The organism is Litorivita sp. NS0012-18, from assembly GCF_040371945.1.
GTDB lineage: Bacteria > Pseudomonadota > Alphaproteobacteria > Rhodobacterales > Rhodobacteraceae > Litorivita.
The window spans coordinates 1,715,225-1,729,001 of record NZ_BAABWS010000001.1 but is presented as its reverse complement, the minus strand read 5'-3'; the positions used below and the strand labels follow the sequence as shown (position 1 = coordinate 1,729,001).

The 13,777-nt window shown below is 59.3% G+C and carries 12 protein-coding genes; 7 read left to right on the top strand and 5 right to left on the bottom strand.

The genetic code is table 11. The annotated features are described in order from the left end of the window. Positions 1-107: 107 nt before the first annotated feature. Both hrcA and ABWV64_RS08305 read left to right on the top strand, forming a co-directional pair. A complete protein-coding gene (gene hrcA / locus ABWV64_RS08310) occupies positions 108-1,172 on the top strand; it encodes a heat-inducible transcriptional repressor HrcA (RefSeq protein WP_353343954.1) in 1,065 nt (354 codons plus the stop codon). 11 nt (positions 1,173-1,183) lie between these two features. Beyond that, positions 1,184-1,744 (top strand): nucleotide exchange factor GrpE, encoded by a 561-nt coding sequence (locus tag ABWV64_RS08305; RefSeq protein WP_353343952.1) that lies wholly within the window; start codon positions 1,184-1,186, stop codon positions 1,742-1,744. Positions 1,745-1,826: 82 nt separating this feature from the next. On the opposite strand, the gene mutS is transcribed toward ABWV64_RS08305, so the two are convergent. Beyond that, a complete protein-coding gene (gene mutS / locus ABWV64_RS08300; RefSeq protein ID WP_353344578.1) occupies positions 1,827-4,454 on the bottom strand; it encodes a DNA mismatch repair protein MutS in 2,628 nt (875 codons plus the stop codon). Between the two features lie 157 nt (positions 4,455-4,611). Between mutS and ABWV64_RS08295 the strand changes: the two genes are divergently transcribed. Continuing rightward, a complete protein-coding gene (locus ABWV64_RS08295) occupies positions 4,612-6,867 on the top strand; it encodes an NADP-dependent malic enzyme (protein ID WP_353343950.1) in 2,256 nt (751 codons plus the stop codon). Between the two features lie 18 nt (positions 6,868-6,885). After that, entirely contained in the window at positions 6,886-7,761 is an 876-nt protein-coding gene (locus ABWV64_RS08290; RefSeq protein WP_353343948.1) for a ribokinase, read from the top strand. Here the strand turns inward: ABWV64_RS08290 and msrA are convergent. Continuing rightward, on the bottom strand, positions 7,755-8,420 hold the full coding sequence (msrA, locus tag ABWV64_RS08285; RefSeq protein ID WP_353343946.1) for a peptide-methionine (S)-S-oxide reductase MsrA: 666 nt from the start codon (positions 8,418-8,420) through the stop codon (positions 7,755-7,757). The two genes, ABWV64_RS08290 and msrA, sit on opposite strands and share 7 nt — an antisense overlap. 182 nt (positions 8,421-8,602) lie before the next feature. After that, a complete protein-coding gene (locus tag ABWV64_RS08280) occupies positions 8,603-9,844 on the bottom strand; it encodes an argininosuccinate synthase (protein WP_353343944.1) in 1,242 nt (413 codons plus the stop codon). Between the two features lie 136 nt (positions 9,845-9,980). On the opposite strand from ABWV64_RS08280, the gene ABWV64_RS08275 reads away from it, so the two are divergent. Together ABWV64_RS08275 and ilvA are read left to right on the top strand one after the other, a co-directional pair. Then, positions 9,981-10,244, top strand: a complete 264-nt coding sequence (locus tag ABWV64_RS08275) for a hypothetical protein (protein WP_353343942.1) — start codon at positions 9,981-9,983, stop codon at positions 10,242-10,244. Then, positions 10,207-11,445, top strand: a complete 1,239-nt coding sequence (ilvA, locus tag ABWV64_RS08270; RefSeq protein WP_353343940.1) for a threonine ammonia-lyase IlvA — start codon at positions 10,207-10,209, stop codon at positions 11,443-11,445. Before ABWV64_RS08275 ends, ilvA begins: the two co-directional genes overlap by 38 nt. A 20-nt stretch (positions 11,446-11,465) precedes the next feature. On the opposite strand, the gene ABWV64_RS08265 is transcribed toward ilvA, so the two are convergent. Beyond that, positions 11,466-11,798: an Hpt domain-containing protein gene (locus tag ABWV64_RS08265; protein ID WP_353343938.1), complete on the bottom strand. Its 333-nt coding sequence runs from the start codon at positions 11,796-11,798 to the stop codon at positions 11,466-11,468. A gap of 211 nt (positions 11,799-12,009) precedes the next feature. Between ABWV64_RS08265 and ABWV64_RS08260 the strand changes: the two genes are divergently transcribed. Beyond that, complete coding sequence (locus ABWV64_RS08260) at positions 12,010-13,278, top strand: PP2C family protein-serine/threonine phosphatase (protein ID WP_502902641.1); 1,269 nt, start codon at positions 12,010-12,012, stop codon at positions 13,276-13,278. A 53-nt stretch (positions 13,279-13,331) separates the two neighbouring features. On the opposite strand, the gene ABWV64_RS08255 is transcribed toward ABWV64_RS08260, so the two are convergent. Further along, positions 13,332-13,769 (bottom strand): NUDIX hydrolase, encoded by a 438-nt coding sequence (locus ABWV64_RS08255; protein ID WP_353343936.1) that lies wholly within the window; start codon positions 13,767-13,769, stop codon positions 13,332-13,334. Positions 13,770-13,777 lie beyond the last annotated feature (8 nt).

The window sequence follows — 13,777 nt, the reverse complement described above, 5'->3', positions numbered from 1 at the left end:
TTCCCCTTTGCTGTTATGCAGGGGATACAAGGGGCCAAGGCGCAAAAGCAACCCCGATTGACCTTTCGCTACGGTCATCTTTAATGATGGGGAGCACAGAGGGCCATATGACGGACAAAACGGGCATATTCGATCAAATGAACGACCGCTCGCGCGAGGTGTTTCGCCGCGTGGTCGAGGGCTATCTTGAAAGCGGCGGGCCAGTCGGCAGCCGGACATTGACTCGCACCTTAAGCGAAAAGGTTTCGGCGGCGACGATCCGCAATGTGATGCAAGACCTCGAGTATCTGGGTTTGCTGGACAGCCCGCATGTCTCTGCCGGGCGCGTTCCGACACAGCAGGGGCTTCGGATGTTTGTCGACGGCTTGCTCGAGGTGGGTGATCTGGAGAGCGATGACCGACGCAAGATTGACGAGACCTTGGGGGATACGCGCTCTGATGTCGCCGGATTGCTTGACCGCGTCAGCACCGCATTGTCGGGGGTCACCCATGGGGCGTCTTTGGTTTTGACCCCAAAGCACGAAGCCCCGATCCGGCACATTGAATTTGTCTCGCTGGCCCAAGACCGCGCCTTGGTGGTTTTGGTCTTTGCCGACGGTCATGTCGAAAACCGGCTGTTTTCCCCGCCCCCTGGTCAAACGCCCAGCTCGATGCGCGAGGCGGCGAATTTTCTCAATGCCATCGTCGGCGGGCGCACGCTTGGCGATTTGCAGCCGGTGATTGCCAAGGAGATTGCCGCGCGCCGTCAAGAGATCGACCGACTGGCGCATGATATGATCGAATCGGGCCTTGCGGTTTGGGAGAATGCGGGCGAACGCAATGAGCGGCTCATCGTGCGGGGGCGGTCGAACCTTTTGGATCGCGAGGGCAGCGACGAAGACGTCGAGCGCATTCGCACCCTCTTCGACGACCTAGAACGCAAACGCGATATTGCCGAATTCCTCGAATTGACCGACGAGGGCGAAGGTGTGCGCATTTTTATCGGTTCCGAGAACAAACTTTTTTCACTTTCGGGTTCCTCTTTGGTGGTGAGTCCATATATGAACGCTGATCGAAAGATCATCGGTGCGGTCGGGGTTATCGGCCCAACGCGCCTGAACTATGGACGGATTGTGCCGATTGTAGATTACACGGCGCAGCTGGTTGGAAAGATCCTCTCCGACCGCGGTTAAAGGTAGAGAAGATGGCAGAGCCAAAGAACGACGATTTTCTGGACGATATTGATGACGCCGAAGCCGAGGCTTATGCCGAGGAAATGGAAGAAGTCGATGATGAGGCGCTTGAACTTGACGAGCTGCGCGCAGAGCGGGACGAATATAAGAATCGCTTTATGCGCGCCTTGGCCGATGCCGAGAATGCACGCAAGCGGTCGGATAAAGATCGCCGCGAGGCCGAAAATTATGGCGGCTCCAAATTGGCCCGCGACTTGCTGCCGGTCTATGACAATATGAAGCGCGCGCTTGAGGCGGCGACCGACGAGCAACGCGCCGTTTCTGCGGCATTGCTTGAAGGTGTAGAGTTGACTCAGCGTGAATTGATTTCGGTGTTCAAAAAGCACGGTATTGTGCCGATCTCGCCGGTGGTGGGCGATGCCTTCGATCCGCAAATCCATCAGGCGATGTTCGAGGCGCCGGTTCCTGGCACCAAAGCGGGCGACATTATTCAAGTCGCAGCCGAAGGGTTCATGCTACATGATCGTTTGCTGCGCCCCGCGCAGGTCGGGGTGTCGTCGACCCCAGCCTAAATCGGCGCACGATGTTCAACGTGAAACGCCCGCTCTCAGTATGAGGCGCGGGCGTTTTGGCTGTTTTGGGGCGCGGTAGTCTCTATTCCACGTCTGCTGCCTCTTTCAATTCATAGAGCATTTGCAGCGCCTCGCGCGGGCTCATCTCGTCGGGGTGCATCTGTGCGAGACGCTTTTCGAGCTCTGACGGGCCTTTGGCGGCGGGCGGCGGTGGGGGCGGCGCAACAGAGAAAAGCGGCAGGTCATCAATGACGGCGCGTTTCGCCCCGCCGCCTTCGCGCTCGCCTTTCTCCAGAGCATCCAAAACCACGCGCGCCCTCGCGACGACGCTTTCGGGCAATCCGGCCAATTTCGCGACCTGCACACCATAGCTGCGATCCGCCGCGCCTTTGACCACTTCGTGCAGGAAGATGACGTCGCCCTCCCATTCCTTGACCGTCACTGTCGCATTTTCGACGCCCGCCAGTTTCGCCGAAAGCGCCGTCATCTCGTGGTAGTGCGTGGCGAAAAATGCGCGGCATTTGTTTGCGTCATGCAGGTGTTCCAGCGTCGCCCATGCAATCGACAATCCGTCATAAGTCGCGGTGCCGCGCCCGATCTCATCAAGGATAACAAGGGCGCGGTCGTCTGCTTGGTTCAAAATTGCGGCGGTTTCGACCATTTCGACCATAAAGGTCGAGCGCCCTCGCGCCAGATCATCTGATGCGCCGACGCGGCTGAAAAGCTGGCTGACCATCCCGATGCGGGCGCTGCGCGCGGGAACAAAGCTGCCCATTTGCGCAAGAAGCGCGATCAAAGCGTTCTGCCGCAGGTAGGTCGATTTACCGGCCATGTTCGGGCCGGTCAGAAGCCAGATATGCGCGCCATCGCCGCCATGGATCAGGTCGGCATCATTGGCAACAAAGGGAGCGCCGCCTTGGGCGCGCAGGGATTGCTCAACAACCGGATGACGCCCGCCTTCGATCACCAGATCGCGCGATGCGTCCATCTGCGGCCTGCACCAGTTTTCGCCCTGCGCGAGGTCGGCCAGTGCCGCGGCGAGGTCGAACTCCGACAGCGCGCGCGCGGTAGCATTGATTAGCGCGGCCTGATCCAAAACCGCCTCCCTTAGGCCGGAATAGAGACGCTTTTCGATCTCGAGCGCCCGCCCGCCGGCGTTCAAAATCTTGGTTTCCATCTCGGTCAATGCGGGCGTGGTAAAGCGCACCTGATTGGCCGTCGTTTGGCGGTGCTTGAAGCTCAAGGACAGGGGCTCGGCGTGCATTTTGTCGGCATGGGTGGCAGTCACCTCGACAAAATAGCCAAGCACATTGTTGTGTTTGATCTTGAGCGAGGAAATGCCGGTTTGCTCGGCATATTCGGTTTGCATTCGGGCGATCACGCTGCGGCCCTCGTCGCGCAGTTTTCGGCATTCGTCGAGTTCTTCGTCAAAGCCTTCGGCGATAAACCCGCCATCACGGGCGAGCAGCGGCGGTTCTGCGATCAGGGACTGCCCGAGCAGATCGATCAGAGTCTCGTGACCCGTCAAATCCTGCGCGGCCTCGTTCAGCAATTGAGGCAAGGCCGCGCCGGTAAGGTTGGCGACAATCATTTCGGCTTGTTCAAGCCCGTTGCGGATGGACGCCAGATCGCGCGGGCCGCCGCGGTCCAGCGCCAGCCGTGACAGAGCGCGATCAAGGTCGGGAACCCTGCGCAAACTATCGCGCAAATCGGCACAAATACGAGACTGTTCCAGCGCAAAACCCACCGCATCGTGGCGCGCGGTGATGGTGTCGAGTACGCGCGAGGGTGACGACAACCTGCGCTCCAGAAGGCGCGCACCGCCCGATGTTACCGTGCGGTCAATGGCCGCCAGAAGCGATCCGGCGCGCCCGCCGGACAGGGCATGGGTCAGCTCCAGATTGCGCCGAGTCGCCGCATCGATTTGCATCATTCGGCCTTCGGCTTCGCGCACGGGCGGGCGCAGCAGCGGAAGTTTGCCTTTTTGGGTCAGGTCGAGATAATCGACGATTGCTCCCATTGCCGAGATTTCGGCGCGCGAAAACTGGCCGTAAGCCTCGAGCGAGCCGACACCGAAAAGCGATGTAATGCGTTTTTCGCCGCTGGTGCTATCGAATGATGCGCGAGAGATGGGCGTGATGGCCGCGCCCGATTCAGAGACTGTTTCGGCCAAATCGCCCTCAACGGCCTCGTTGATCAACAGCTCGGAGGGCATAAGCCGTGCAAGTTCGGGCCCGACCCGCATAAGCGGCAGCGCGGCGGCGTGAAATGCGCCGGTAGAGATATCGACCCAAGCCAGAGCGGCCTCGTCTCGCACGACGGCGAGCGCGGCGAGATAATTGTGTCGCCGCGCTTCCAAGAGGCTTTCTTCGGTCAAGGTGCCGGGCGTGACCAAGCGCACCACATCGCGTTTGACGACGGATTTGCTACCGCGCTTTTTGGCTTCGGCGGGATCTTCCATTTGCTCTGCGATGGCGACCCGAAATCCCTTGCGGATGAGGGACAAAAGATAACCTTCGGCGGAATGCACCGGCACGCCGCACATGGCGATATCTTCGCCCAGATGTTTGCCGCGTTTGGTCAATGCGATGTCGAGCGCTTCGGCGGCAGCCACGGCATCGTCGAAAAACATCTCGTAGAAATCACCCATCCGGTAGAACAGCAGCGCATCGCTGTGCCGTTCCTTGATCTCCAGATATTGCGCCATCATTGGCGTAACTGCTGCGGTATTCACGCCCGTCCCCCATCACATCTTGCGCCGAAACCTAAACGCCCGCGCGGCGACGCGAAAGGCAAAAGCGCGAAGTTGTTGAGGCGCGGCGCGTTGCCGTGTAGAAGGCGCAAGCCCAGATAGGAACAGAGCCGCAATGTCGAAGAATAAAGTTACCGCAGAAGAGGCGCTTGCCTTTCACCTAGAGCCGACCCCAGGCAAATTCGAGATCAGCGCAACCGTGCCGATGAGCACGCAGCGCGATCTTTCTCTTGCCTATTCTCCAGGTGTTGCGGTGCCCTGCGAGGCGATCGCGGCCAATCCTGAAACGGCCTATGATTACACCAACAAGGGCAACCTCGTCGCGGTGATTTCGAACGGCACGGCGGTTTTGGGTCTTGGCAATCTTGGTGCGCTGGGATCGAAACCGGTGATGGAGGGCAAGGCGGTTTTGTTCAAACGCTTTGCGGATGTGAATTCGATCGATATCGAATTGGACAGCGAAGACCCGGAAGCCTTGATCGCGGCGATCAAATTGATGGGTCCGACGTTCGGGGGTATCAACCTTGAGGACATCAAAGCGCCCGAGTGTTTCATCATCGAGCAGCGGCTCAAGGAAGAAATGGACATCCCCGTCTTCCACGATGACCAACACGGCACAGCGGTGATTTGCGCGGCGGGTTTGATCAACGCGCTGCATATATCGGGCAAGAAAATCGAGGACGTGCGCATCGTGTTGAACGGTGCGGGCGCGGCGGGGATTGCCTGCCTTGAGCTTTTGAAATCCATGGGTGCCAAGCATGACAATTGCATCATGTGCGACACCAAAGGCGTGATCTACCAAGGTCGCACCGAGGGCATGAACCAATGGAAATCGGCCCATGCGGCGGTGACCGATGCGCGCACTTTGGAAGAGGCCATGAAGGACGCGGATGTGTTCCTTGGCGTGTCGGTCAAGGGGGCCGTGACCCCTGCGATGGTCGAAAGCATGGCTGATAATCCGGTCATTTTCGCCATGGCCAACCCCGATCCAGAGATCACACCCGAAGAGGCCCATGCCGTGCGCGCCGACGCGATTGTCGCCACGGGCCGTTCGGATTACCCGAACCAAGTGAACAATGTGCTCGGTTTTCCCTACCTGTTCCGCGGGGCGCTCGACATCCATGCCCGTGCGATCAACGACGAGATGAAGATCGCCTGTGCCGAAGCCTTGGCGGAGCTGGCGCGCGAGGATGTGCCGGACGAAGTCGCCATGGCTTACGGGCGTGCGCTGTCCTTCGGGCGCGACTATATTATCCCGACGCCGTTTGACCCGCGGCTTATCTACCGCATTCCGCCCGCCGTGGCGAAGGCAGGGATGCAGACGGGCGCCGCGCGGCGTCCGATTATTGACATGGAAGCCTATGAGATTTCGCTCAAATCGCGGATGGATCCGACGGCTTCGATCTTGCAGGGCATTCACGCCCGTGCCCGCAATGCACAGGCGCGGATGATTTTTGCCGAAGGCGACGATCCGCGGGTGTTGCGTGCGGCGGTGCAATACCAACGCTCTGGGTTGGGCAAGGCTTTGGTGATCGGGCGCGAGGCCGATGTGAAGGAAAAGCTCGCCGCTGTCGGTTTGCCCGAAGCGGTGCGCGAGTTGGAAATCGTCAATGCCGCGAATACCCGCCACTTGGCGCAATACAAGGATTTCCTGTACGAACGGCTGCAGCGCAAAGGCTATGACCGCCACGACATCCACCGTTTGGCGGCGCGCGACCGCCACGTGTTTTCGGCCCTGATGCTTGCGCATGGGCATGGCGACGGCTTGGTCACGGGTGCGACGCGTAAATCGGCGCATGTGCTTGAGCGGATCAACCATGTGTTCGACGCCGAGGCGCACCAAGGCGCGGCGGGCGTCACCGCCTTGCTGCATAATGGCCGCATCGTGTTGATCTCTGATACGCTGGTTCACGAGTGGCCGGACGAGAACGATCTGGCGACGATTGCCGAGCGCTCGGCGGATGTAGCGCGCCACCTCGGGCTTGAGCCGCGTGTGGCCTTTGTAAGTTTTTCGACCTTTGGATATCCGGTGTCGGAGCGGGCGCATAAAATGCACATTGCGCCCCAAGTTCTCGAACAGCGCGGCGTTGATTTCGAGTTCGAAGGCGAGATGACCGTCGATGTGGCGTTGAACGTCAAAGCGCAAGAGGCCTATCCCTTCTCGCGCCTGACAGGACCTGCGAACATCCTTGTGGTCCCGGCGCGGCACTCGGCCTCGATCTCGGTCAAGCTGATGCAAGAGATGGGCGGCGCGACGGTGATTGGCCCGATTCTCGCCGGTGTTGACGCTTCGATCCAGATTTGCTCGTCTAACTCGACGGTGAATGACATTTTGAATATGGCGGTTTTGGCGGCGTGCAAGGTCGGCTGATCCCGTAGGGGGACGCGGATGACCATTTTCACCTTTGGCTCGATCAATGCCGATCATTTCTACCGGCTGCCGCGTTTGCCGCAGCCGGGGGAAACATTGGCCTGCAGTGACTATTCCACCGGGCTTGGCGGCAAAGGCGCGAACCAATCGGTGGCGGCCGCGCGCGCGGGTGCGCGGGTGGTGCATATCGGGGCTGTCGGGCCGGATGGTGTGTGGATGCGCGCGCGTATGGTCGAGCTTGGCGTAGATTGCACGCATGTGGCGACGCTGGATGTGCCGTCGGGCCATGCGATTATCAATGTTGAGGAGGGCGGCGAGAACTCCATCGTCATTTTCGCAGGAGCCAATCGCGCCTTATCGCTCGCGCAGCTTGAGGCGGCTTTGGCGCAGGCCGAGGCTGGTGATGTGTTGTTGCTGCAAAACGAAACCAATCTAACCACTGACGCAGCGCGAGTTGCGCAGGAACAGGGTCTATTTGTTATCTATTCCGCTGCGCCTTTTGACGCGGGTGCTGTGCGTGAGATCGTACCGTTCATATCGCTGCTGTTGGTCAATGAGGGCGAGGCGCGCGAGCTGCGGCGCGCCATGGGCCTGCCCGAAGGGCCGATTCGGACGGCGGACATGGTCACCACCCGAGGCGCCAAAGGCGCGATATGGGAAACGCGGGGCGGGGCGACGTTTACGGTGCCCGCAATGAAGGTCGCGACCAAGGACACCACGGGCGCGGGCGATACATTTGCGGGCTATCTCGCAACGGGCCTGTCCGAAGGGATGGAGCCGAACGATGCGATGCGTTTGGCCTCGGTGGCAGCGGGTTTGAAGGTGACACGGGCGGGAACCGCAGATGCGATCCCCGCCCGAGCAGAGGTCGATGCGTTTCTAAACGCTCAGTGACCGACGAAGGGTGCAGCGCTGCCCCAAAGCTGTTTGACGCGCGCATCGCGGCCACAGCCTTCGCGGTATTTCTTGTAGGCTTTGGATTGTTTGATCGGTCCGAAGCGGGTCACGACCAGATTGTCGCCCTTGTAGTAGTCCTGATGATAGCCTTCGGCGTTATAAAAGGTTTTCGCATCGAGGATGGGCGTGACAATTTTCTTGCCAAGTGCGGATTGAGCCTCAGCCTTGGCAGCATCGGCAAGGGCCTTTTCTGCGGGATTAGAGACGAAAATAGCCGTGCGATAGGGTTCGCCGCGGTCACAGAACTGACCACCAGCGTCGGTCGGGTCAATCGAGCGGAAGAACAGCCCGAGGAGTTTTTCTCGGCTGACCTGCGCAGGATCAAAGGTGATCTTTACCGCCTCATAGTGACCGGTGCCGCCGCGCCCGACCTGTTTGTAGGTCGGGTTATCGGTGGTGCCGCCCGTATAGCCCGATACCGCGGATTTCACGCCTTTGACGCTTTCAAAATCGCTTTCGACGCACCAGAAACAGCCGCCCGCAACGATGAGCGTTTCGCTTCCGGCTGCGTGGGCACGGGTGCATTGTAGCAAGAGAGCCAATCCGATCAGAGCGGATAAAGCGAGGGGTTTGATGTGGTCTAGAACGTTTGGCATGGCGCACCTCCGCGCGGGTTGGAACATGTTTTCCCGACTGTGGCGCGACGCGGGCCGCCCTGCCAATCCCCATGTCACTCATGTCACGCTAAGGTGAGTGGAGTTTACCGCCATGCGGAAAACAAAAAAGCCCCCCGCATGGATCATGCGAGGGGCTAATCAGTCTCTAATTCGGCGTAATCCTAGCCCTTGAGGCGACGATTGCGCGCGCCGAGCAGTTTGAGCCGCAAAGCGTTCAATTGGATGAAGCCTGCCGCGTCTTTTTGGTCATAGGCACCCGCGTCATCCTCGAAGGTCACATGGGCTTCGGAATAGAGCGAGTGATCGGACCAGCGGCCAACGGTGGTTGCCGCGCCTTTGTAGAGCTTCACGCGGACGGTGCCGGTGACGTGTTCTTGACTCTTGTCGATCGCGGCTTGCAGCATTTCGCGCTCTGGCGAGAACCAAAAGCCGTTATAGATCAACTCGGCATAGCGGGGCATCAGGCTGTCTTTGAGATGGCCCGCACCGCTGTCCAGCGTGATTTGTTCGATCCCGCGGTGCGCCTCGAGGAGCACCGTGCCGCCAGGGGTTTCATAGATGCCACGCGATTTCATACCGACAAAGCGGTTCTCGACAAAATCAAGACGGCCAATGCCGTGTTTGCCGCCCAGTTCGTTCAGCTTGGTCAGGATCGTCGCGGGGCTCATTGCCTCGCCATTGATCGACACGGCGTCACCGCGCTCAAAGCCGACCTCGATGAATTCCGGCTCGTTCGGCGCATCTTCGGGCGCGACAGTGCGTTGGTAGACGTAGTCGGGCGCGGCCACGGCGGGATCTTCGAGAACCTTGCCTTCGGAGGAGGTGTGCAACAGGTTCGCATCGACCGAGAAGGGCGCTTCGCCGCGCTTGTCTTTGGCGACGGGGATCTGGTTCTTCTCGGCGAATTCCAACAGGCGGGTGCGCGAGGTCAAATCCCACTCACGCCACGGCGCGATGACCTTGATGTCGGGGTTGAGCGCGTAGCAGGCCAATTCGAAACGCACCTGATCATTGCCCTTGCCCGTGGCCCCATGGGCAACCGCGTCGGCACCGCAAGCGGCGGCGATCTCGACCAGACGTTTGGAAATCAGCGGACGCGCAATCGAGGTGCCGAGCAGGTAGAGACCCTCGTAGAGCGCATTGGCGCGGAACATCGGGAAGACGAAATCGCGCACGAACTCTTCGCGGATGTCTTCGATATGGATGTTCTCGGGTTTGATGCCCAAGAGCTCGGCTTTGGCGCGCGCGGGCTCCAACTCTTCGCCTTGGCCCAGATCGGCGGTAAAGGTCACGACCTCGCAGCCATATTCGGTTTGCAACCATTTCAGGATGATCGACGTATCAAGACCACCGGAATAGGCCAGAACAACCTTCTTCGGGGCGAATTTTTTGGGCGCGGACATATTGTTTTCCCTTCATCGGATATCGCAGCGCCGATAGCGCCTTTTTTGCCGCAGGGCAAGGGAGAGGCGGGCGCAGGGCCTTTTCTTTGCCGCTCTTGCGGGGCAATTTCGCCTTTAGCGAGAGAAAGGCATCGATGTGATCGGTTTCAAGATTTTTGCAAAGGCGATCCAGCTGGTTTTGAACAATGGCAAAGCGGCCGCGCAAATTGCTTTGGTGCCGATGCTTTTGATGATCTTGGTGACCATTGGCGCGGCCTACAACTTGCGCGGCCCAGGTGGCGGCGCGGTAGCCTTTGAGCTAGGTGTGTTTTTGGCGGTTTGTTTTCTTGCCATACCGCCGCGCTTGCGTCACTTGATCGTCTATGGACAGCTTTACCGATACGGCCCGCGCGGCCACTGACGAGATGCGCGCTGTGTTTGACGCAACGCCTTTGCAACGTAACGCCCATTTGAGCGAGCGCTTCGGGGCCGACATCTGGCTCAAGCGCGAAGACCTGACGCCAGTGCGGTCGTATAAATTGCGCGGGGCGTTCAATGCGATGCGCAAGGTGTTGGCAGATGACCCCGAAAGAGCGGTTTTTGTTTGTGCCAGCGCGGGCAATCACGCGCAGGGCGTTGCCTACATGTGCAGCCATTTCGGGGTCAGGGGCGTGATCTTTATGCCGGTGACGACGCCCGCGCAAAAGGTCAACAAGACGCGAATCTTTGGCGGCGATGCGGTCGAAATCCGGTTGGTTGGCGATTATTTCGACGACACGCTCGGCGCGGCGCAAACTTGGTGCGCTAAGGCGGGCGCGCATTTTCTCGCGCCCTTTGACGACGGCGATGTGATCGAAGGTCAAGCCAGCGTGGCGATTGAAATCCTCGACCAATTGGGCCGCGCGCCGGACCATATTGTTTTGCCTGTCGGCGGCGGCGGTTTGGCGGCGGGGGTGCGGTCGGTTTTGGGGCCGGATCAACCCTATAGCTTTGTCGAGCCGATGGGAGGCGCGAGCCTTGCCGCTGCGGTCGAGGCAGGCGCGCCGGTGGTGCTCAACAAGGTGGATAGCTTTGTTGATGGCGCTGCTGTGGCGCGGATCGGGGCGTTGCCATTCGAGCGGCTCAAAGATGTGGATCCGCGCGATATCCTTGCCGCGCCGGAGGACCGGATTTGCGTGACCATGCTCGATATGCTCAATGTCGAGGGCATCGTTTTGGAGCCTGCAGGCGCCTTGGCGATTGATGCGCTGGGCGATATTGCGGAAGATATCCGCGGCAAAACCGTGGTGTGTGTCACGTCGGGCGGCAATTTCGATTTCGAACGCCTGCCCGAGGTCAAAGAGCGCGCGCTGCGCTATTCGGGGCAAAAGAAATATTTCATTTTGCGGCTGCCGCAACGGCCAGGTGCGCTCAAGGAATTTCTTGGCATCCTTGGCCCGCAAGATGATATCGCGCGGTTCGAGTATCTGAAGAAATCAGCGCGCAACTTCGGCTCGGTTCTGATCGGGATTGAAACGCAAGAGGCGGCGAATTTCGATCGTTTGTTTGCGGCGCTGGATGCGGCGCATTTCACTTATCAAGATATCACAGAAGACGAAATTTTGGCGCAATTCCTGATTTGAGCCGCGCGCGGCGGGCCGAATTACGCCGCCAGTCGGGCGTCGAGCTCTGCATTGAAGGCATTCATGGAGGCAGCAAAGCTGCTCGAAATTGCATCGAGATCAATGCCATCCGTGTGGCCTTCGCCCGCGCGTTTTTCCCCCGCTTCGCAGAGGGATGAGAATTCCGAAAACCCCAAATTCAGGGCGCTGCCTTTCAAAAAGTGCAACTCGGCCTCAAGCGCACCTGCGTCCAGATCGGGGCCAAGCCGCGCGACACCGTCGCCGACCTCGTCGAGAAACAATTCGACAACTTCGGCAAAGTCTTCTGCGCCAATCTCGTCCCGCAATTCGGTCACGCGCGCCCAATCGATCATGATTCTTCCCTCAGGTCGTGAGTTTTGAATATTAGGAACCGGAAGCATTAATAAATTCTGGATCGCGAAGACGCGCGCTGGGCAAATCCGCTTGGATTTGGGTCAATTTTTCCATTTTACAGCTTATTAAACCGGCACGGATATCGCTGTTCCCATATGAGGTAACGCCGCTTTGCGCGGCATGGGATTACGTGTGAGAGCGGCACAGGATATCGACACAGCAGGCGACGCGAGCGCCCCGCAAACGCGCGCGATCAAGCGCGTGTTGGTGGTCGATGACAGCCGTTTGCAACGGCGCATCCTGAGCGCATCACTGAGCAAATGGGGTTTTGAGGTTCTGGAGGCAGAATCGGGCCGCGAGGCCTTGGAAATATGCCGCCAATCGCCACCCGATCTTGTGCTTTCCGATTGGATGATGCCCGAAATGGACGGGCTTGAATTTTGTCAGGCGTTCCGCGCGATGGAGCGCGAGAGCTATGGCTATTTCATCCTTCTGACATCGAAATCGGAAAAGGGCGAAGTGGCGCGCGGCCTCGATAACGGGGCAGATGACTTTCTCTCCAAACCGGTCAGCGCTAGCGAATTGCGCGCCCGAATCGCTGCGGGCGAGCGGATTTTGCGTATGGAGCGCGAGTTGACCGAGAAAAACCGGTTGATCACCGAAACGCTCGACGAGCTTCAGGCGCTCTATGATTCCCTCGACAGTGATTTGCTGGAGGCGAAGAAGCTTCAGCAGAGCCTCGTGCCGGAACGATACCGTGATTTCGGCTCTGCGGATCTGTCGCTTTTGCTGCGCTCCTCCGGTCACGTCGGCGGTGATCTTGTCGGGTTCTACCCGATCAGCGACACGCGCATCGGGCTTTACGGGATCGACGTCTCCGGCCACGGGATCAGCTCGGCATTGATGACGGCGCGGCTTGCGGGCTATCTGTCCTCTTCTTCGCCAGAGCAAAATATTGCGATGCAAAAACAATTGGATGGAAGCTACGAACCTTTGCCGCTGGATGAGGTTGCGGCCAAGCTTAATCAATTGGTTCTGGGCGAGATGGAGACCGAGCATTACTTTACGCTGCTCTTGGCGGATGTAGATCTTGCAACCGGCCGCGTGGTTATGGTGCAGGCGGGCCATCCGCATCCCTTGGTGCAACGAGCCGACGGGACCATCGAGCAAAGCGGGCCGGGAGGGCTTCCGGTTGGATTGATCGAAGGGGCGCATTTTGAGGTGTTCGAGCGGCAACTCCATGCGGGGGATCGGCTCTTGATCCTGTCCGACGGGGTGGTGGAATGCCCTGATGCCAACGGCGCGCAGCTCGATGAAGAGGGGCTCGAAGAGATCATTGGCGGGCTCAAAGACATGCGCGGCACCAATCTTCTGGAGGCGCTGATCTGGAAGCTGACCGACTTTGCGGGAGGGCGGGATTTCCCCGATGATATCTCGGCGATCCTTTTGGAATATCAAGGAGATGCTGGGGCGATCTAGGCGGTCCGAGAGGCGCTGCCCGGCGCCTCTTTGCACAGCGCCTGCCGCGCGGGTCAGTTCAGCAAAGATGCCACAAAATGCCGATCGCCCGCATTGCCAAGCTCTGCAGCGGCCAAGGATGCAGGCATCCAAAGCGCCATATGGTCCGGCTCGGTCGGTTCGTGAATTTGCCGCACGGGACGGGCAAGATAGACCGTGCAAAGCTTCTCGGCCCAGATGTCGTATTCGGGCATGAACGTATAGCGGCGGAAGGCCCCAAGGCGCTTGGGCCGGTCGATGGTATATCCTGTTTCCTCCAATACCTCGCGATGCAGGGCCTGCAACGGATGCTCGCCCGCATCAATCCCGCCGCCAGGCAATTGCAGATCGGGGAAGGGTTTGGATTGATAAGTCAAAAGAAGCTCGTCCCCCTGAGCAAGCACAGCATAAACGCCAGGGCGGTGGATGTATTTGCGACCGGTTTCGGGGGCCGAGCCAAAGCGTCTGATCATGATGGTAT

Excerpts from the sequence above, each read along its gene's own strand:
- hrcA (WP_353343954.1), top strand. The coding sequence starts at position 108 with ATGACGGACAAAACGGGCATATTCGATCAAATGAACGACCGCTCGCGC.
- ABWV64_RS08305 (WP_353343952.1), top strand. The coding sequence starts at position 1,184 with ATGGCAGAGCCAAAGAACGACGATTTTCTGGACGATATTGATGACGCC.
- mutS (WP_353344578.1), bottom strand. The coding sequence starts at position 4,454 with ATGATGGCGCAATATCTGGAGATCAAGGAACGGCACAGCGATGCGCTG.
- ABWV64_RS08295 (WP_353343950.1), top strand. The coding sequence starts at position 4,612 with ATGTCGAAGAATAAAGTTACCGCAGAAGAGGCGCTTGCCTTTCACCTA.
- ABWV64_RS08290 (WP_353343948.1), top strand. The coding sequence starts at position 6,886 with ATGACCATTTTCACCTTTGGCTCGATCAATGCCGATCATTTCTACCGG.
- msrA (WP_353343946.1), bottom strand. The coding sequence starts at position 8,420 with ATGCCAAACGTTCTAGACCACATCAAACCCCTCGCTTTATCCGCTCTG.
- ABWV64_RS08280 (WP_353343944.1), bottom strand. The coding sequence starts at position 9,844 with ATGTCCGCGCCCAAAAAATTCGCCCCGAAGAAGGTTGTTCTGGCCTAT.
- ilvA (WP_353343940.1), top strand. The coding sequence starts at position 10,207 with ATGGACAGCTTTACCGATACGGCCCGCGCGGCCACTGACGAGATGCGC.
- ABWV64_RS08265 (WP_353343938.1), bottom strand. The coding sequence starts at position 11,798 with ATGATCGATTGGGCGCGCGTGACCGAATTGCGGGACGAGATTGGCGCA.
- ABWV64_RS08255 (WP_353343936.1), bottom strand. The coding sequence starts at position 13,769 with ATGATCAGACGCTTTGGCTCGGCCCCCGAAACCGGTCGCAAATACATC.